General features: G+C 45.3%; 10 protein-coding genes. 1 reads left to right on the top strand and 9 read right to left on the bottom strand.

The annotated features are described in order from the left end of the window. The 9 genes from DWY57_RS15135 to DWY57_RS15175 all read right to left on the bottom strand — a co-directional run bounded on the left by DWY57_RS15135 (window position 1) and on the right by DWY57_RS15175 (window position 18,350). Complete coding sequence (locus DWY57_RS15135) at window positions 1-2,151, bottom strand: GH92 family glycosyl hydrolase (protein ID WP_119962007.1); 2,151 nt, start codon at window positions 2,149-2,151, stop codon at window positions 1-3. 142 nt (window positions 2,152-2,293) lie between these two features. After that, window positions 2,294-3,427, bottom strand: coding sequence for a glycoside hydrolase family 76 protein (locus DWY57_RS15140; protein WP_005824849.1), 1,134 nt, complete (start codon window positions 3,425-3,427; stop codon window positions 2,294-2,296). A 14-nt stretch (window positions 3,428-3,441) separates the two neighbouring features. Further along, window positions 3,442-4,590: a SusE domain-containing protein gene (locus DWY57_RS15145; protein ID WP_119962008.1), complete on the bottom strand. Its 1,149-nt coding sequence runs from the start codon at window positions 4,588-4,590 to the stop codon at window positions 3,442-3,444. A gap of 33 nt (window positions 4,591-4,623) precedes the next feature. Beyond that, window positions 4,624-6,234 carry a RagB/SusD family nutrient uptake outer membrane protein gene (locus DWY57_RS15150; protein ID WP_117964346.1) on the bottom strand — a complete coding sequence of 537 codons (1,611 nt, stop codon included), beginning with the start codon at window positions 6,232-6,234 and terminating at the stop codon, window positions 4,624-4,626. Window positions 6,235-6,249: 15 nt separating this feature from the next. Beyond that, window positions 6,250-9,426: a TonB-dependent receptor gene (locus DWY57_RS15155; protein ID WP_117964347.1), complete on the bottom strand. Its 3,177-nt coding sequence runs from the start codon at window positions 9,424-9,426 to the stop codon at window positions 6,250-6,252. A 142-nt stretch (window positions 9,427-9,568) separates the two neighbouring features. Continuing rightward, window positions 9,569-11,032, bottom strand: coding sequence for a glycoside hydrolase family 125 protein (locus DWY57_RS15160; protein ID WP_005824841.1), 1,464 nt, complete (start codon window positions 11,030-11,032; stop codon window positions 9,569-9,571). A gap of 19 nt (window positions 11,033-11,051) precedes the next feature. Continuing rightward, window positions 11,052-12,281, bottom strand: a complete 1,230-nt coding sequence (locus DWY57_RS15165; protein ID WP_119962009.1) for a glycoside hydrolase family 76 protein — start codon at window positions 12,279-12,281, stop codon at window positions 11,052-11,054. Window positions 12,282-12,506: 225 nt separating this feature from the next. Then, a complete protein-coding gene (locus DWY57_RS15170; protein WP_119962010.1) occupies window positions 12,507-14,573 on the bottom strand; it encodes a beta-L-arabinofuranosidase domain-containing protein in 2,067 nt (688 codons plus the stop codon). A 147-nt stretch (window positions 14,574-14,720) separates the two neighbouring features. Beyond that, entirely contained in the window at window positions 14,721-18,350 is a 3,630-nt protein-coding gene (locus tag DWY57_RS15175; RefSeq protein WP_119962011.1) for a glycoside hydrolase family 38 C-terminal domain-containing protein, read from the bottom strand. 333 nt (window positions 18,351-18,683) lie between these two features. Here DWY57_RS15175 and DWY57_RS15180 point away from each other — a divergent pair, with 333 nt between their 5' ends. Continuing rightward, entirely contained in the window at window positions 18,684-20,633 is a 1,950-nt protein-coding gene (locus tag DWY57_RS15180) for a glycoside hydrolase family 97 protein (protein ID WP_119962012.1), read from the top strand. Window positions 20,634-20,705 lie beyond the last annotated feature (72 nt).

The raw sequence follows: 20,705 nt of genomic DNA on the forward strand, positions 1-20,705 counted from the left end.
CTATTCCGTAGTAATCACCAGTTCCTTGCCCTCCCTCAGTTGGTCATGGGTGATAAAGTAACCGTCAATCTTTTTACCGTTATAAGTAATGTCAATAATCTTCTTGCCGCTTCCTTTCTTCACAATCGTAAAGGGACGACCATTCAGATTGAACGTCACTTTATCGAACAAGGGAACAGTAACAATATATTCAGGATCGGCAGGCGAATAAGTGTAAAGTCCAATAGCATTGAGCACATACCACGAAGACATCTCGCCGGCATCATCCATCCCTGCATAAGCCAGCTTGTCGGCACCCATGTCATAGTAGTGGTTCATCAGACTGTCAAGAATGCATTGGGCTTTCTCTTGTTTGTCTATGAAATAATAGGTGTAAGGAATGCTGTGTCCCGGCTGGTTTCCGTGGCAATAGTTTCCGATGAATCCGGTCAGGTTGTGGGCCTCGTAACCTCTCCACGGTTCGCTGAATAAGGAATCCAGTTTAGCCTCCACCGCCTCTTTACTGGGATAGAGCTTAATCATGCCTTCGGGGTCGTGGGGGGCGAAGAAGAGGGCGTTCCATGCATTGGCCTCACGGTACATGTACTGGTAATAGGGATAATACGGATCGAAATCCTGAATCCAGCTACCATCGTCAATCTTACCTCTCCAAAAGCCGGTAGAGGGGTCGAATAGCGTCTTGTAGTTGTTGGAGCGTTCCATCATCAGTTTGTAGTTGGCTTCATCTCCCAGCTCCTTGGCTACCAAGGCTACGGCATAGTCATCGTAAGCATATTCCTGGGTCTTGGTCACAGCCCCTTTGTATTCGTCCCATGTGGGTACATTCACTGTGTCTTTTTCAGCAATCCAACCTCGCTCCATATACTCATCCAAATAGCGACGTCCTCCTTTACCGGGCACCGTAGCATTTTTCAGAATCAACTTATAAGCACGCTCCAGATCGAAATCATGCAAACCACGCAACCAAGAACCAGAAATAAAAGTGGAAGCGTGATCACCATGGAAGAAGGTGGGCATGTAGCCGTCACGCTTCTCACCTTTGTCAATAATAGACCTAATGATGTCAGTAGTCACATCGGGAGAAATCATACCTATGAGTACCAGTTTGTTGCGATAATCGTCCCAAAAAGAAGGGTCAGTGTAATAGTGGAAGCCGTTATTCACTACTTCGCCACGGACATCAGTATATTCATGATTCACATCGCTACGCAAAGCCGGCCATTTAAAAGCATGGAAGAAAGTAGAATAAAACAATCTCTTTTCACGTTCCGTGCCACCTGCAACTTGAATCTTGGAGAGGAGTGCTTCCCAAGCCGCATCGGCTTCTTCTGCCACTTGTGCAAAACTTTTGTTCAACATTTCGGCCTTCAAATTCATTTGAGCATTCTCTATACTCACAAACGAGAAACCAGCCTTCACTTCCAAAGGTTCAACACCTTTGCTGTCGATAAAACGCAGCACAGCCACCTCATGTTTGTCGTCTTTTACCATTTCCACTTGGCCTATTTTATAGTTGGTCTTAGCGTAAAAGTAGATTTTACCATCGCCATCTTGATAACCCGTGAACGTATTATCGTCAACCTTCTCAATCTTCCAATCACGGACATCATTATTAGAACGGCGGATGTCTACCAATAATGACTTATCGTCGCCCTTGCCGAAAGTATATTTATGGTAGGCACAACGCAAGGTACTGGTCAACTCGGCGTTCACTTTATAGCGTTCCAGATAAACTTGGTAATACCCCGGATGCGCAGATTCCTTCTCGTGACTAAACCCGGAGCAATAATTACCCGGAGCGATAGTTCCCACCACTGGCAACATGGGGACATGCAACAAGTTCCAATGCCCTTTAGCAGTATGTGAAAAACCATAAATCACAGTGTCCTCATATTGATAGCCCGCACCGCTACGAAACTGTGTAACGGGGCTGAGCTGCACCATTGCGTTGGGCAAGGTAGCACCCGGATAAGTTTCCGCACCCCATGTACGTGACTTTATTTTGCGCGTATACCCTAAGTCCTCAGGCTCCCACAAAGTAGCCGTACCCAAGAAAGGATTGACATATTCGGTTAATTTCTTCTGCGTACCGCCACAGCCCGTCAGAACAATCAGGGCGAACAGTAGAAATAAATATTGATTCTGTTTCATCTTTTGTGTTTATTTTATATAAAAAACTGTTGTCTCTAAAAACATTATTTCCAAAATAACTGCCAATTAAAACTGGCTCTAAAAAAAAATGTGCCGAAACCCAATAACCAGATTGAGTTTCGACACACTTTTAATTGCTAACTTATTTCAGGCTCTTTTCAAAGAGAGCTTTGGCTTCAATCAAAGTACAACCACTTGTCTGCGTAGTCAGATGGTTGTTGCCGCTATTGTTCATTGCCCAGTTAGTATTATACAGCAAATCAAGTTTATTGATTCCCTTTCGCCACAAGATTTCAGCATTATTGTTAAAGAAAGTGATGAATTTCTTCTTATATATGGGGTCCAAATTCGGTTCCATAATCAACTGCACATAATAACGCATGAAAATACCCTTAAACAAACCTCCGTCACCATCGCCTTCATCACGAAGTAAATTATTTCCAGTATCTATCATGCTGCTATTACTGATAGCGAAATTGGCAGCCTTACGAGCATCTTTCAAATAGGACTCTTCTCCTGTGATCTTATACAGTTCGTAAGCAGCACCCAAGAATGTACCTTGGTTATAAGAAAGAGAAAGTGTACTCAACTCACCCGTCTCACCGTTCACATTATCATAGATGGCGCCGGTAGCAGGGTTAAATAAATTTTCACGCTCCCATTTATAAATATTGACAGCCCAATCCAAATCCTCCTGATTCCCGTTAATACGGTAAAGACGAGCAGCAATCAAAGCAGCAGGGCCGTTGGAACAAGCATTTTTGCTCCATAGCTGGTCGTGAGTCCAAGCAATGCCACCACCTGCGTAATCGTTCCAACCGGTCTTGATTTCATTCCACATCTCTTGAGAAGTTTCCAGATACTTGTTTTCATCAGTAACTTCGTACAAGCGAATCATGGTGAGAGCAATCCACTCCATATCATCATAAAAGTTGTTCCAATAACTGCCACCGTTCTTTGCCTTGATACCGACATACCATTTGTCAAACAAGTCGCTGTACTTGCTATCTCCGGTACGATTGTAAGCATCTATCATCACATCCATAGCATGAGCCTGCGGCCAATAATGGAAATCCTTGATTGAACCGTCATTCCCGTAGTTGAAATAATTCTCTTCCGTATTCCAGAAACGATCTATCAGGGTCACAGAACTGCTGTCGGCAGCCGCATCCCAATCTATGGTGTAAAGCCCCTTATCATACATATACTCATCTTCTATCTCGCACGATTGAAGTGCCAAAAGAAGCAGGGGCAGACAAAATAATATTTTTTTCATAATCTCTCCTTAAATTAGTTGGCCAATTCCACTTTATGAGTATAGTTCTCCACATTGAATATCACACTAATCTTGGTGATGGCACCCGGATTGTGGCCATCGGCCGCACCATCGAATTCATTGTTCAGTTTCCACTTCTGATCCCATTGGTTATCAGGAGTCTCCATAATGTAGAAATAAGGATCTTCGGGAGTAGCCGCACCAGGATTAGAGTCTGTAGTATTCTTGGTTCCCCAATACTGTATACTACCATCAGCATAAGTCATCAAGAACTTATAGCGTTGGTCGCGCCCCCATCCTTCTTGCTTGAACTCAATTTTATCCTGACCGCAGAACACACCGTTTCCAACATAAGGCAATTCAAAAGTTGCGGCACCACTCGGGCAGAAGTAGAATTCCATCTTACTTACTTCCCTGACGGTTACAGATGCAATGGAGAAATCCATCTCAATGCGATAAACTCCCGTCTTTTCTACGGTTGTCTCGCCTTCGCCTTCCATAATCTTATTGCCATTGATATAAAACACCTTGGCACCTTCGGCTGCTCTATCTACCAGTTTGTAAGTCTTTCCGCCTTCCAACTTCGTAAAGACTTCGAACTTATCCTTTTCGGGTGAAGCACACGCCACGGCCTTAGAAGCATCCATACCACCTTCAGTAGCACTTCCGGTCAAGTAAAGCTGTGCCGGAATCTCTTCAAATCCCACCAAGCGAGTGATGGTGAGCTTCTTGCTTTCCTTTGCCATTACAGAATTCAAACCTCTGGAAGCCATTACTGTCCAAACAAGTGTACCCGTCTCACCACTGTTCAATCCGGCAGCCGCACCAACCTTGTTCAATGTCTTGTGGCTGATGGTAGCATAGCTCAAAGAACCGCCATTGTCAGAAAGCACTTTGTAAATAGGCTTAGAAAAATCTCCACCTTCTTTATCGAATACCACTTCATAAAGAGGGGCACCGCTATCTTCAGCCTTGGCCGACTCCCATTCAAAGAACAGGCTGGCGCTGGCCGACGATTGCAAGACTACTTCCTTGCCGTCAGTGGGTTCATACAACTGATTTACTGAGGAAACTTTGGAATCCTTGTATTCCATGTCTTCCGTACAAGACGTAGCAAAGAGGACTACCGAAAAAAGAGCTATTGTTGAGAATATTGTTTTCATTGTTCTATTGTTTTTAATGAGTTTAGATACACGTTAATTTCCATATCCCGGATTGTTAGGTGCCAGATTGGGATTCAAATTGATTTCACTGATAGGAACTGCCCAAAGGTAATCTCTTGCCTCTTCGAACTTGCGAGTGTCAAGCTTATTCTCGTCCACGAAGCTTGCACCGCGCACCTTGCCCGACAAGTATTCGTTGCCAGCCTTCCAACGCTTAATATCATACCAGCGCAAACCTTCCATCGCCATTTCTACACGACGTTCGTCGCGAATAATCTGCCTCATCTCTTCCTTGCTCTTTCCGGCAGGAAAGTTCAAGGCTGCATCGGCAGTGAATCCGGCACGTTCGCGGATGGGACGGATGGTCTTGTTCCATACCGCTTCAGTCATACCGCTTGTTTCGTGAACAGCCTCAGCATACATCAGCAAGATGTCAGCATAACGCATAGTGATGATGTTCATACCGGAATTCTGATCACCGGAAGCCTGCGGATTATAATACTTACGAGTGAAATAACCGGTAGAAGTGCCGTTTCCACCACCATCGTAGGCATCGGTTCCCGAACCCGGACGAATGTTGATGACTACGTCTTTACTGCCATCGTCCACATTGCCACTCCAATCATAGCCATCATAAATGATAGTAGCGGTGAGACGTGGGTCACGGTTATCGTAAGGATAAGCAGGGTTATAATCTGTCCCGGCTTCACTGATAGTCTTTCCACTAAGCATCAGATAAGTGTCTACCAACGATTGCTGCGGCACACGGTTCACGGCACGTCCGCCTCTTGACAAAGGAATCATGTCTACCATCTCACCCCAAGTAATCAAATTGGGTACATAAGAACGATCCATGATAATCTCTTCATTATACTCATTGGCTTCATCAAAAAGCCCGGCATAATCAGGAAATAAAGCATAAGTACCATATTCGCCTTGTTTGTTCATCAGATTGTCGCAATAAAGCATCACATTGTTCCAGTCGCTATCCATCAAGTAGACACGAGCCTGCAAAGCACAAACGGCACCTTTAGTAATTTTGCCCTTGTCTTCTTCGGGCAATTGGTCGCGAGTGGGAAGCGCATCCTTGATGTCTTCCAATTCTTGGTGAATGAAGCTGATAATGGTTTCGCGGTCTGTACGACTTACACTCCGCGATTCTTCCAGCGTGATGTCCTCCGTAAAGAAAGGTACTGCACCATAAAGGTTAGTCAGACGGAAGTAGAGGCTTGCACGGATATAGCGTATCTCGGCAATCATACGTGCTTTAACAGATGCGTCCATGTTGGGTACCAGATCCACCTTTTCAAGGAACACGTGGCAGGTCTTTATACCTCCGTAAAGGTCTTTCCATTCATTCTTGAAGATGTCGAGCGAGGGAGTGGCCATACCTTTGCGAATGGCACGTTGGTCGTCCACACTGCGACCGTCGTAAGCATTGTCACTCAAACTTTCATCGCTCCACATACGGCCTGCATTGTACATCTGGCTGTAAGCCATATTCACCACATACTGGGCTTTGGTGGTGGAAGTCCAATAAGAGTTATCCGTAAATTTGTTTGTCGGTGCGTTCTCCATCTCGTTGCAACTGCAAAGCATCAGAACAGCCATTCCGGCAAAAGCTATATATTTTTTTAGTTTCATAGTTATCTGTTGTTTTTAGAATTCAATGTCTATACCGAAACCATAGTAACGGAGCGTCGGATAGTTTCTACCAGAATTGGCGCCACTATTACCCATCTTAGAGTCGAACTCAGAAGATTCAGGGTCAATAAACGAGTTATTACTGAAAGTCAGCAAGTTTTGTCCGTTGACATAGATACGTGCCTTTTCCATGCCCACCTTGCGGCTCCATGTTTTGGGGAATGTGTAACCAATCTGCAAGTTCTTCAGACGCAGGTATTTTCCATCCATCAAGAATAGGTCGGAACCTTGTCCGCTTCCGTAGTTGTTTCTGTTGGAAGTAGAACCCGGGGCAGTAAGTCTCGGCCAACGTGCATCGGTGTTGGTAGGAGTCCAGAAATCCAGTTGATGCTTATAGATATTATAAGAGTAATTGGCGTGGAACGGTTCAATCAATTCACCACGAAGCATCATGTCACGCTTGCCCACACCCTGCCAGAACATACCGAAATCGAATCCTTTCCATTCTACATTGTAGTTGAAACCGAAAGTAAGACGAGGGAAGGCATTACCCAAGATAAACTTATCCTTCGAGTCGATGACACCATCTTCGTTACGGTCTACAAACTTCACGTCACCCGGCTGTACCTTTCCACCTACAGGAATAGCCGATGCCTCAATCTCCTCGTAGCTTTGGAAAAAGCCGTCCATCTTGTAACCGTAGTAAGACTCCAACGGACATCCTTCACGGGTGATACGGCTCAACTCCTCTATTTGTGAGATTCTTTCGTGACCAGGGTACTTCAGCACTTCATTCCAAGAGTCACCAAGATTGAAGTTGAAGTTATGATTTGCGGCTCCCGTTTTCAAACGATAGTTGATAGAGAGGTCCCAACCTTGATTCTGCATCTCACCAATGTTGTCCATCGCCATATCCGTACCAAATACCGAAGGCACAAGGGGCTTCATTAAAATGTCGCTCGTACGCTTGTAGAAATAGTCGAACGTCACATTCAAAGCGTTATTGAAGAACGAAGCGTCTACACCCACGTTGAAGGTTTTGGTCTTTTCCCAAGTCAAATTATCCTTACCTAACTTAAAACCTGCGCCCGATACTGTCTGGTTGTTGTATGCGTAAGAGTTGTTGTACAGTTCGTAAACAGTAAAACGGTCATAAGTACCAATAGACTGGTTACCCAAAATACCAAAAGAAGTACGCAGTTTCAAGTCACCCACACGTTCCTTGTAAGCCTGCATAAAGTTCTCCTCGCTCAAACGCCAGCCTAATGAAACAGAAGGGAAGAAACCCCATCGGTAGTCTTTATGAAACTTGGAAGAAGCGTCATAACGGAAGCTGAATTCTGTATAATATCTGTCAGCGTAAGAATACCCCACACGTCCCAACAGAGAAGTCAGACTGGTACGGTTGGATTCATCTACAAATGTTTTTCCTGTGATGTTTCCCACAGTACTATTGGTAATGTCTGTACCAATACCCAAGTCGGGATCTACCCCCTTCTTCTCAATCTCATTGCTAGACGAAGTAAACGATTCATTGGTTACTCCAAAAAGCCCGCTGACATTGTGTTTACCGAATGTCTTGTTGTAATCCAACAAAAGTTGGCTATTAATAAGGTAAGCCGTATGATTCCAGTTACTGGTCCGATAGTCAGTATCTTTCACTGGACGTGGTTCGGTAGCCTCTTCATTCAAGTAATAGGATACGCCCAAATTGCGGGTAGAACGCATGTCGTTTATCACATCCGCACCCAACACTCCACGCAACTTCAATCCGTCAATAAGCCGGAATTCAGCATTGACATTAGCGTTCAGATAATTGTTACGATACTTGTTACGGCCACCAGCTTCCAATGCTCCCAATGGGTTAAATTCAGTCAATACATCATTTAACAAATATCTTCCATCTTCCGATTTCATTTTGTAATAATAATAAGTAGGTACACGGGCGGCATCCACTTCCAAACTCCCACCGGTAGTACTTACACTATTATTACGTGTATAAGCCAAAATAGCATTCAGTTTCAAACGTCCCACTTCCGTGCTAACATTGGTACGAAAATTATAACGCTGCACGCCAAAATCACTGTTGCCCACATAATTACTTTCCTGGTCATAATAACCCATGGACACCATGTAAGTAGTTTTATCACTACCTCCAGATACGCTTAGATTGTAATTCTGCTGTAAGGCTGTGCGGACTATCTGATCAAAAAACCAGCTTTCTTCATTTTGATGGGCAGCCAGGTCACGGATTTGATCGGGTGTATACAAAGGAGCCTCTCCAGCATTGGTGGCAGCTAAATTGCGCAAAGTAGCGTTCTGATAGCCTTTCACCGGAGAAAACAAGATATCCGGATTCTGCCATCCCATCATACCACTTAACCGAACTGTCGCACGCTGGTTCTTCTTACCTTTCTTAGTAGTAACCAAAACTACACCATTGGAAGAACGTGAACCATAAATAGCAGCTGTACCGGCATCTTTCAAGATGGAAATGTTCTCAATATCATTGGGATTCAATTTATCGAAACTACCGCCATCAGCTACCAATCCGTCTATGACAAAAAGCGGACTATTGTCATTCACAGTGCTGATACCACGAATATTAAAGTTAGTCTTACGATCATTAGGATTGCTACTGCGCTGCTGGATAACCACGTTGGGCGCAGCCCCTTGCAAAGCATCTGTCATGTTAGCCACGGGACGGTCTTCGATCATGGAAGCCTTTACCTGGTCTACAGCACCTACGGCACTCTTGCGGGTAGTAGTACCATAACCGATGACAATAACTTCATCCAGCACCTTGGTATCCTCCTTTAAGACAACATTCAATTGTTTTTGATTTTTCACAGCAATTTCCTGAGTGGCATATCCCACATAGGAAAAGACGAGAACATCTTGGGCACTACAAACAATGGAATAGTTTCCGTCCACATCTGTAATGGTACCCACACCTTCTTTACCCTTAACAGTAACACTCACTCCAATCAGGCTTTCACCTGTGGCATCCTTAACGGAACCTCTCACCGTGGCATTGTTTTGCTGCACCACAGTAATAGTCTCCGCATGTGCATAAACCGCAGGAGCCTGCGCCAGCATAGTCACAGCAGGCAAGGCAATAAGCCAGAACTTATAGTTCCCACCTATCCGAGCCAGCAATGAATTTACTGTGTACACTCGATTCTTTTTCATATTCTTTAAGATTAAACATTATAATAAATCACGATAAAAAAAGGAAAAGAACACAAATAATACCAACGAACAACCAATTCATGCAATTTGTATCCTAATCCTCCTTCCAGCGCACTTTATTGATTTTAAATAATTCCTGTTTTTACAAGCTGTTCAGCAAATCCACTTTACCCTCGTTCACTAATTTCAAAATCAATTCTCCAAACAGCGTATTCTGCCAAGCAAACCATGCACGGGTAAAGTTAGTGGGGTCATCCTTGTGGAAAGACTCGTGCATGAATCCCGTACCGGCATCCGTATCCATCAGCATTTTGATACAAATCTTTATCTCCTCATCATTCTGGCTGGTGAATGCCTTCATCATGATACTCATAGGCCATACCATATCATAACCAATGTGCGGACCTCCGATACCTTCACCGGCTTTACCTTTAAAAAAGTAAGGGTTGCTGCCACTCCACACAAAGCGGCGTGTATTCTGATAGATAGGATCGTTTACGTCCACATCACCCAAATAAGGCATAGCAAGAAGGCTGGGTACATTGGCATCGTCCATTAACAGATGATTGCCGAATCCATCTACTTCAAATGCATAGATTGTCCCAAACTCAGGATGATTGTAAGTGGCATATTTCTTCAGGGCTGCCTCCACTTCGGCTGCCAAATCGGTGCATTCTTTGGCCAAGGATGTTTCCTTGTTTACTTCCGTCAGAATTTCAGCAGCCTTTCTCAGAGAAGAGACAGCGAAAAAGTTGGAAGGGACCAGGTACTGAAGCGTAGTGGCATCGTCCGATGGGCGGAAAGCGGAAACAATCAGTCCCACCGGTTTGACCGGAGCACCCAAGCCGTCGTTATTCAGCGTATCCAGAGCACGTTCCGTCTTACGTTGGAAACGGTAAGGGCCTACACCGTCCTTACGCTGCTGTTCCTTGAAAGTCTTCAGGATAGCAGTAATTGCCTTCATCCATTCACCGTCGAAGATACTGCTGTCACCAGTTACTTTCCAATACTGGTAAGCCAGACGAAGCGGGTAACAAAGAGAGTCTATCTCCCATTTGCGCTCGTGCAGTTCGGGCTTCATATCTGTCAAGTCAGTCATCCAGTTGCCACCCGTAGGTCCGTCGTTGAAAGCATTGGCGTACGGATCAATGTTGATGCAAAGGAACTGACGGCGAATGACACCTTCGAGCATCTCTTTCAATTGCGCATCATTGTTGGCTAACTGCACATATGGCCACACCTGCGCACCGGAGTCACGCAGCCACATAGCATGGATGTCACCGGTATAAACAAAAGTATCGGGTTTACCGTCCAGCATGCGAAAGTGTACAGTAGTGTCAAGCGTATTAGGAAAGCAATTCTCAAACATCCACGCCAACTTAGGATTGGTAAGCAGTTTCTTCACGCGAACAATCTCAGCTTCCACCGCTTTTGAGGTGAAAAGGCGTTTCTTCATTTTTGGACGATTGCTCTTGTAAGCAGCAGTCATCTGAGCATAGTTCTCCACACAAGTGTTGTCACCTTTCAGGATAAAAGTGTCTGCCTTAGCATAGCCTTGCATACAGAGCATGGCAACAGCGCACAAGGTAATGTTTCTCTTTTTCATTTGGTCTGATTCGTTTTAATTATAAAGACTGATTAGCGAACACGGCCAAACGCGCGTACATCTCTACCATGGCGGCTTGTGTCAGCAGCCATTTACGATTGTCGCGGCTCTTGCCGGTGAAATCAGTATTGAAAAGGCCGTTATCTTCACGGGCATGCGTCCAAGCATAGTCCAGACTGCGGGCAAAGGAATCAAGATAAACCTTGTTACCGTCCACCTGATAGAGTTCCATAAAACCACGCAACATAACGGCGGTGAACCACACATCACCCTTCTTCAGCATATGGAACGGTTCTCCCTGTCCGGGGGTGAATTCCATGAAGAAATAATTATGACAAGCAGCAGCAATCGCTTGCGCATCCTTCAGATACTGCCCATTACCGGTAAGCTGATAGAGCAAAGCAGCCGACTGCATCATCTGACCGCTGTTATAGGCAAATTTGGCACGTCCTATCTCACCGTCCAAACGCATGTTGTCGAAGTAAAGGCAGTCTGTTGTGTCCTGCAATGTTGCTTTAGTCCACTCGTACAAACTCTTCCCTTTCTCAAAATAGGAGCTGTCTTGCGTAGCCTTGAAAAGTTTCAGGGCAAAGACGGAACCAGGGGCGTTGGAACAAGTGTTCTTTGATTCCTTCTTCTGTTCGCACCAATAGATACCTCCTCCCAAACAATCGTCCATACCGCTTTCTATAAACTTCCAGATAAGCTTGGCGCTCTGCAGATAGTTCTCTTGGCTAGTCATCAGATAGACGTCTGTGAAGTCAATGCCGAGCCACACGTTGTCATCGTAAAAGCGGTCGGACAACGGAGCGTCCTTGATGTAAGAAGCATACGCTTCGGGCATACGACGAGTATCGAAATATTCAGCAAGTCCCGGAAGCACTTTCTCATCAAGCAACTTCTGATAGTTCCCGAAATCTTTCTTGTTATCTTTAGTGGCCTCCATCAACGCATTCACTGCGGAGAAGGTACCGGAATAAGGCCACAAATAAGAGTAGAGATTGGGACGGTTCTTCTGTTCCTCGGAAGCCAGATAAGTAGCGGTATAGCCTTCCACGTCCGAAGGATAATTCTCACGCAACAGACAAGTGCCCGGTGCGGAATAGTGAGCATATAAGGAATCAAGTGTTTGTGTAGATCTGACCAGCATTGCGTTGTCTGCCACAGCCGGTTCTTTCTGTGTCTTGCATCCGGTTACTGCCAAGGCGCATGCCAATAGGCAGAGGAGTGCTTTCTTGGAATTTTTCATCTTTTTTCTACGGCATTAAATTGTTCGACTTGTTTTTCACTCCGTTGCAGGAGTCTTCTTTTATATAATATATAAACCCTATTAAAAACGATTGCAAAAATAGACAGTAAGGTTAAAAGCCAACTATAAATCCGTGACATAACCGTCCACATTCCGGACATGGCAGAATTCTAAAACAAGTTTGTCACAAAACAGACACACCGTTTCCCCCATACTTCGGAAACATCATTTCCCAACAACTGGAAATTCTGAAATACGCAGGGTTGTACAACCGTAGGGTATCAGCGTGATTTCTTGCTCTCCTCCTTCGGCACTGCCACAGAAAGAGAAAGGCTGGGGCCCTGCCATTTCATTATATACTGTCCAAGTAGGGATAAGACGAGCCTTCATCTTTATTTCAACCGGTGCATTTTCCTGATTCCAAGGAAAGTCCAATTGCTGTTTTTGGCTATTGATACTTACTTGGGCCACCTCGTTCATTCTGTTACGGTCAAAATCCACCAATCCGTAGTTCCATGGATCCGAAGAAGTCACCTGATAATAATAAGAACCATACCAACTATCCTTAAACTCTTTCTTTTCCCAATTTTCTTCCATTTTCAGGGCATATACCAACGGACCTCTTTCAATAGATACTGCGTTTTCATACCAAGTGCTAGTAAAGACCTCCATGGGCAGATACAGTTCAATCTTATCATTCCGCTTCCATATACGGTCTACGATAGCTATTTTCCCACCTTTGACAGTTTGCTCCATCTTTCCATTTACCCGTATTTCAGCTTGCTTGCACCACTTCGGAACACGCAAGTGAAATGGAAATTTCACTTGTTTCACCTTATTCCTCACCTCTTTAATGGTAAAAGTTATCTGATGATCCATCGGATAGTAAGTATCTTCACTGATAACCACCGGTACATTATCACCCACATTGGCTGTTACTTCCGACGGAGAATAGACAATGGCTGCAATGCCGTTATCAGGTGTGGCATACCATAGGTGCTGTGTAAATTTTGGCCAACCTTGGTGCATATTCGAAAAACAACATGGGTATCCGGTCAGAGTGCCAAAAGCAAGGTCTGTCCCTTCATGATCCTGGTCGAAGTTGCGACGATGGCGTGTTACCATCACCTGATTCGGTTGCTGGAAATATTGCTTAGTCATAAAGTCATCGGATATTTGGGCTGGTAAAGCATTAAAAGCAATGCGTTCCAAATGGTCGGCAAAGTCTATGTCTCCTGTAATCTCCACCATTTTTTCCAGCGAGTACATCAACTCTACGGCCGAACACAACTCCGAGCCTTGTGTAGGATTGTTTCCATGCAAAGCCTCATCGCCTCCATACATGCCTTGCGGCTGTCCGTGGAACCGGCGAATATCTCGAAAGCCTTCCTTGACAGCATCAATATATTTCCGGTCGGTATCTTGCTGATAATAAATAATCGGTTCTTTGATGCCTTGTGCCAAATTAACACAGTGTATAGTGCAGGGTCTGCGCAAGTCTCCCCTATCTACCATATCTATGAAACTGAAACTCTGCCGGTGCAGCAAATGCCCCAATTCAAGCAAGAAATCCTCCCCTGTAAGATTATAAAGCCAATATACAGCTTGTAAATTGTCACAAGCACGGAATTCTGCCCAACTGCTCCAGTGTCCTAAAGGTTTTTGGGGCAAGGTATTCAGTTGATAACGAAAATATTTTGTCATAAAAGCGATGACTCTCTTATCGTTCGTTGCCGAATAATACTGCTGTAGGATTTTCAGCACGACCATACGCGGCCACCAGTCTTGCGAGTTATCACGTTGCAGCCCAGGCTCTCCCGGATAATCTTTTTCAGGACCGAAAAATCCGTCCTCACGCTGGCTCTGTAAAGCCCATTCTACCCAAGGTTGCACTTTGGCTTTCAAGACATCATCATCCAGTATATACGCCAAAGGAAGTAGACCGTCTATCCAGTATGGACCGCGTTCCCACTGGTCTCCATCACCACCTAGCCAACCATTGCGTTTGCCCATAACCGAAGGGTAAAGAACATCCATCTGACCACTGGCGCCATTTTTCTGACGAACCAGCATTTCGTGCAGCCAGCCTTTAGGTTTGATGCTGCCTAAAGGAAGTTCCATTAAGGGCTTACGGAGTAGAGGATAGCGATTATTCTTGTAGTTTCCTTCTACTACCCGGCTCAAAAGAGCATCCACTTGTTTCTCCACCTCAGGCGTAAACCACTTTTGAGCAGATATTGTAAAGAGATTAGCAGCTAATAAACATACAACAGCAAATATTCTAATTTTCATTTTTCAAGGTATTTGTTATTTCCAATAAATTTACTTCAATAGAGTTGTTAACTTACTCACATTAAGCACTTACACCTGAGAATCATCAGATCCTTGTGTCTGTGGTGACAGACACAAGGATCTGAAAAATGGGAATATAATAACTGTTTATTCGTATACTTCCATTTCATAAATGCGCACATCTTTACCAGAAGCCGATTGCATGGGCTGTGTCACTAAAAGACGCAGGTAGCGAACACTTTCAGACTTATTTAGCGTGCGATTCAGTACATTCTTACCATTACCCGAAACATAGTCCAGTGTGCGCCATTCACCATTCTTGTCGCTCTTGCCTTGCAGGAAGCAGGAGGAAGTGACGTAGGAATGGTTTTCGCCGGCAGCGTTCAGTAACTTCCAGCCATTAATGCTTTTTTCACCGCCCAAATCAAAGTCTACGTAGTGGGGCATTTCAGCAATAGCACACCACTTGGTGTTTTCGTCGCCATCTACCATGAAAGCCGGCTTCTCTTTCTCGTTCACATAGCTTGAGTAGCCCATTACCATGTCCTGCTTCAGAATGTTCACTCTCTCTGTGGAGCTTTCCGTCTGATAGCGATTGCACTTGTTTGCCGTACGGAACAGTTCGGAAGCGGGACAAACGGAAGTAGCAGCAACATCAGTCAAAGTGGCGGCAAAAATAACAATATCCTTATTATCGGGCAATACCACCTCAGTAGCCTTTTCTGGCAGGTCTATTGCGAACTTAAACATGTAAGTGAACTCATACGGCTGATCGCCTTCACCGGAATGGCGGTGTGTACCCACATAGGCAACTTCAGCATCTTTCAGATAACCTTCCGTATGTCCGGTGTGCCCCCACTGACCGATGAAGCCAGTATAAGAAGGAACAATGACTTCCTGCACATACTTGCCTACTCGGAATATCCCCTTCACATCTTTATCAGAAGCGGCAGCAGCAAGGATATAAAGTCTGTTATAAGTACAGTCGGCGGGCAGTTTCAGTACATTGCCCTTGCAAGCCATACCATTCAGCTCTTCACGTGTCTCCAATTTGAAAGGCACTCCATGCACATTCATCTCGGCAGGTATCAATTCAGCAGCATAAGAATAACCAGACTCAAAGTTGGCAGCAGCCTTGAACTCGTTCCAACTGAAGCACTTCTTGTCATAAACAAGGGGCAATGGTTCGGCCACCGTCTGCACCTTCTTATTGGAAGCGAAACGTACCTTGTAGGTCTTAATGCTGTTTGGATTGACTGACACTTCCAAGCGATTTCCACTGAATGTAGCCTTACCGATGGTCTTTTCCGTACCATCTGCTTCTACAGCAGCCACAAGGTTGTCGGCAAAGACAATCGAGGCTTTCTGCGCCTGCTTGCCTGCGGCTTCATACACGCGTACCACATATTCATCTGAACTTTCGGCTTTCTTTAAGGCTTTAATAAGTACATTCCGGTTATCGGAAAAAGCCAATGAATAGCTCTTACCTAATTCGCCGCGATGCTTTCCAACAACGAACGCCTTGATGCGCTGGTTCAGCAGTTCAGCATTCTCGCGGGTTTGAACTACATCCAAAGCGCCCACATGACCTACCAAGCTGTAAGTAAAGGTATGGTGACCGAAGTCCTGACGATCTTGATAAGCATAGTTCTTTTTTGTCTTCGGAGTGTGCAGCAAAGTAAGACGCAGGGTGTTGTTATCAGGCTTGTCCCAGCCATATTTGCTGTCATTCATGATGGAAACGCCATAAGAACCGTTAGCGTCCGTTAAATCTGCCCAATATTGAGCGTATACTTCGTAAGCGGTCAAGATGTTGTTTCCTCTCTGCACGCTGCCTACGCCCAAGTCGTAAGTGGCCACCTCATTATTCAAATTGAGGGGGAACTCAGCCTTCAACAGAGCGTTGGTAGACTGCCAGTCCACTTCGTTAGTGAAGTCAATGCGGTGGGCCAATACACCTTCATACAAATGGATGTATTGGCGGAAAAAAGAATCACCGTGACGTTTCTCCACGCAGAGAGTCTTACGTAATGCGCCGTTTTCGCAAAGAGTCACTTTCACATCCTCGGTGATGGAGATAGGAGTAGCGTCCACAGTCTCTTTCAATATCTCCCATGCCGGCCATTCGAATGACTTGTTTTCAGTGAAGAGGGCTAAACGAATAGCCTTACCAGCCTTTACCAGTTCCTTGTTGTTTCTCTTATCGAACAGTGAAGTAATGTCACCGTTCTCATTCAATGTCAGTTTGTAGAACGAATTTTCAACACTTGCAGCTTCAACAGCAGGCATCTCTTTTCCTTCGCCGGAAAGGCGGACATCGTAAACTGCGTATCCATTGGCGGGTACAGTGGCTTCTACTAACAAGCGGACCTTTCCAGCAGTATATGAAACCAACTGAGAAACCACCAACTTGCCTTGTTCGTTATATACAGCCACACTTTGGGGAAAACGGGAAGCCTCCACTTCGATGGTCACCACATCTGCAGCCTTGAAGCCCGAAGCGTTATAGAGCACTACGGGAATCCCCTTGACACGAGTATCAAGCTTGCCTGCCACACTTCCCACAGAATGAGTCAGGATACCGGAGAACTGTTTCAGAGAGAGAAGTTCATCGTTCCAAGAGAATTCATAGGCACGGGGAATGCTGGTACCTGTCAAATCATCGTGGAATTGGTGGAAGATGAAGCGCTGCCAAGACTCCGTCAGGCTCTTGCCAGGATATTCGGCAACCCCCAAAAGGGCCGCAGCCACAGAAGCACGTTCAGCGGCATCACCCAAAAGTTCATTTTGACGATTATAGAGTTTCATAGCAGCCTGTGAAGTGTAGCAGCCGGTTCCATGAACGTCCATCAGCAATTCACCGTCAAATACGGGGAGCTCGGGATGGCTGCCATAGGGCTGGTAATCCTTGAACAACTGGTCACTGGCTGCACTGATAATCTTCAACGGACCGTCTCCCTTGATACCTTTCTCCACGGAAGCCACAGAAGCGATGGTAGGTGAACCGCCCACATCACCTGTTCCATAGTAGCGGTAAACGGTATTCAGGGGAGTACATTTGGAGAGTTCCATCAAATATTTATTTTCTGAAAGGTCTTCATTATCCCAACGACGACCGTAATCATATCCGTGAGCCAGCATGACGGACGCTCCATCCACTCCTTTCCACAGTCCGATGGTAAAGGGATGCTTGCTCTTACCGTAGAAAGGATTGTTACGCCAATCCAGCTTCTGTGAAGAGAAACCTATCAGTCCACAATGGGCAGCAACAGTAGGCAATGTCCAACCGAATCCGAAGCAATCGGGAAGGAAGATGTCGGTACTTTCCACCCCCAGCTCCTTACGATAGAACTCCTGCCCCAGCATAATGTTGCGAATAAACGATTCTACGGACGGCACCAAAGTGTCGGTAGCATCCCAACTGGCCCCACTCACATGCCAGCGGCCTGCCTTTACAAAGGCCTTCATCAGTTCGTATTCACGAGGATAATATTCCTTCATCCAAGCATATTTCACTCCACCTTCAAAATTAAAGATATAGTCGGGGTACTGGTTCAAAAGGAAAAGGTTCTGATTCAAGGTATTCCAAACATAATCCTTAATAGTAGTCTGAATATCCCAGTTCCACTGCGTGTCCAAGTGGGCATCTGCCACCATGTACGCTTTTGCTTTCTTCGGTGCAGCGGTCTGAGCCGATAATTGTCCTCCTGCAACGGCCAACATCACGGCTCCCGCTATCAGATGGGTCTTCCCCATCAGTATTCGTCTCTTTTTCATGGTTTTGTTATTATTGTTTTTTTTCGTAAAAGATAATGTCAATTCGATATAAACCACCGCATTCTTTGTTATAAATGTACTGCCTCCTCTAGCCGCAAACCGCTCTTTCACCTTCTCTCTTTAGCCTCCATCCGGCAACAATAGTTCTCTGACATGTGGAATGTTGATAACAAAAGTAGCCCATCCTTCACTCCCATACTGTACAGATTCGCGACATAGATATGTAAAAAGTCGTCTGTGGCATGATTTTATATATTTATGTCATAAATAGCATACATTTCCTACAGAATACAAACTACTTTTGTATATTGTAAAAATCCAAAAGCTAAGAACATGAAAAAACAATTCCTACTCTCGGCAGTTTTCTGCCTCTCACTGACCGCTTTCGGACAGAAAGTACATCAACTGGCCTCACCCAGCGGAAACATCCGCATCTCGGTGGAGCTGACCGATCAAATCCAATATGATGTAACCCAAGGAAATCAAACACTGATGGACAACTGTGTCATTGGTCTGGAAACTGCCAACCACCAGCTGGGCATCCATCCTAAACTAAACAAAGTAGTACGCCAAAATGTAAACGAGGAACTGACTCCCATCGTACCCCTGAAATTCTCTACTATAACCAACCGCTACAACCAATTGCTACTGAAGTTTAAAGGAGGCTATTCAGTAGAGTTCCGTGCCTTTGATGACGGATTCGCCTACCGCTTCCTTACTGACCTGAAAGGCGAGCAAGAAATAATGAATGAAATCCTCCGCCTGAACTTTGTGGATGATTGCCTGCTACATCTTCAGCAACCTGACGGCTTTAAGACTTCCTATGAAGAAGAATATCGCCACCAAACAAGCAGCGAGTGGAAAAACTCCAATCGCATGGCTCTGCTTCCCCTTTTAGCCAGCACACCCAAAGGTGACAAAATCCTCATGAGTGAAACCAATCTGACAGACTATCCCGCCATGTTTCTGAAAAACGATGGACAAGGCGGCATTACCGCCGTCTTCCCCCGTCTGCCTCTTGAATTCGGAGAAGACGGTGACCGCAGTCTCAAGATTCTGAAAGAAGCCAACTGCATAGCCCGTACCGCAGGCAAGCGCAGTTATCCATGGCGTTACTTCGTCATTACCGACGATGACCGCAAACTTATAGAAAACACTCTATCCTATCGCCTCGCTGAAAAGAATGTCATAGAAAACACCTCTTGGATTAAACCAGGACTAGCCAGCTGGGAATGGTGGAACGGAGCCACACCCTACGGCCCCGACGTGGACTTCAAAGCAGGTTGCAACCTTGACACCTACAAATACTTCATCGACTTCGCATCCCACTACGGCGTAGAATATATAGTAATGGACGAAGGCTGGGCCATGAACACCCGCAACCCCTATAAACCCAATCCCTCGGTAGACATACACGAACTCATCCGCTACGGCAAAGAAAAAAACGTAGGCATTGTGTTATGGCTCACTTGGCTTACGGTAGAAAACCACTTTGACCTATTCGAAACTTTCGAAAAGTGGGGTGTGAAAGGCGTAAAGATAGATTTCATGGATCGTAGCGACCAATGGATGGTAAATTTCTATGAACGCGTAGCACATGAAGCCGCCAAACACCATCTCTTCGTTGACTTTCACGGTGCTTTCAAACCTGCCGGATTAGAATACAAATACCCAAACGTACTCTCCTACGAAGGCGTAAGAGGTATGGAGCAAATGGGCGGATGCCGTCCCGACAACAGTGTCTATTTCCCCTTCATACGCAACGCAGTAGGAGCCATGGACTATACTCCCGGCGCCATGCTTAGCATGCAGCCTGAAGTCTACCATTCCGAACGTCCCAATTCTGCCAGCATCGGCACACGTGCCTATCAGATGGCACTCTTTGTTCTTTTTGAAACCGGCCTGCAGATGATGGCAGACAATCCTACCCTCTATTATCGTAACGACGAGTGTACACGTTTCATCACCCAAGTACCCCAAACATGGGACGAAACCATCGCTCTTGAAGCCAAAGCAGGAGAATATGCCATCGTGGCCAAACGCAAAGGAGAACAATGGTATATAGGAGGCATGACCAACAACCGCGAACGTGAACGGGTCTTCAACATCTCCCTTGATTTCCTGCAAGAAGGAAAAAATTATCTCATGACCTCTTTTGAAGACGGCATCAACGCTGACCACCAGGCCATGGACTACCGCAAGCAAGAACAATCCTTGAAGAAAGGCGACCATATCACAGTCCGTTTGGCACGCAACGGTGGATTCGCTGCGGTCATTCGCTAATCATATCCATACCTATCTGCTCCGTACAAATACATTTCTAAGGATACGGAGCAGATACAAAGCAAACTGTAA

It is taken from the genome of Bacteroides sp. AF25-5LB (assembly GCF_003602965.1).
Lineage (GTDB): Bacteria > Bacteroidota > Bacteroidia > Bacteroidales > Bacteroidaceae > Bacteroides > Bacteroides uniformis.

What these genes read in the sequence shown, in the direction of transcription:
- DWY57_RS15135 (WP_119962007.1), bottom strand. Translation starts at nt 2,151, where the DNA reads ATGAAACAGAATCAATATTTATTTCTACTGTTCGCCCTGATTGTTCTG.
- DWY57_RS15140 (WP_005824849.1), bottom strand. Translation starts at nt 3,427, where the DNA reads ATGAAAAAAATATTATTTTGTCTGCCCCTGCTTCTTTTGGCACTTCAA.
- DWY57_RS15145 (WP_119962008.1), bottom strand. Translation starts at nt 4,590, where the DNA reads ATGAAAACAATATTCTCAACAATAGCTCTTTTTTCGGTAGTCCTCTTT.
- DWY57_RS15150 (WP_117964346.1), bottom strand. Translation starts at nt 6,234, where the DNA reads ATGAAACTAAAAAAATATATAGCTTTTGCCGGAATGGCTGTTCTGATG.
- DWY57_RS15155 (WP_117964347.1), bottom strand. Translation starts at nt 9,426, where the DNA reads ATGAAAAAGAATCGAGTGTACACAGTAAATTCATTGCTGGCTCGGATA.
- DWY57_RS15160 (WP_005824841.1), bottom strand. Translation starts at nt 11,032, where the DNA reads ATGAAAAAGAGAAACATTACCTTGTGCGCTGTTGCCATGCTCTGTATG.
- DWY57_RS15165 (WP_119962009.1), bottom strand. Translation starts at nt 12,281, where the DNA reads ATGAAAAATTCCAAGAAAGCACTCCTCTGCCTATTGGCATGCGCCTTG.
- DWY57_RS15170 (WP_119962010.1), bottom strand. Translation starts at nt 14,573, where the DNA reads ATGAAAATTAGAATATTTGCTGTTGTATGTTTATTAGCTGCTAATCTC.
- DWY57_RS15175 (WP_119962011.1), bottom strand. Translation starts at nt 18,350, where the DNA reads ATGAAAAAGAGACGAATACTGATGGGGAAGACCCATCTGATAGCGGGA.
- DWY57_RS15180 (WP_119962012.1), top strand. Translation starts at nt 18,684, where the DNA reads ATGAAAAAACAATTCCTACTCTCGGCAGTTTTCTGCCTCTCACTGACC.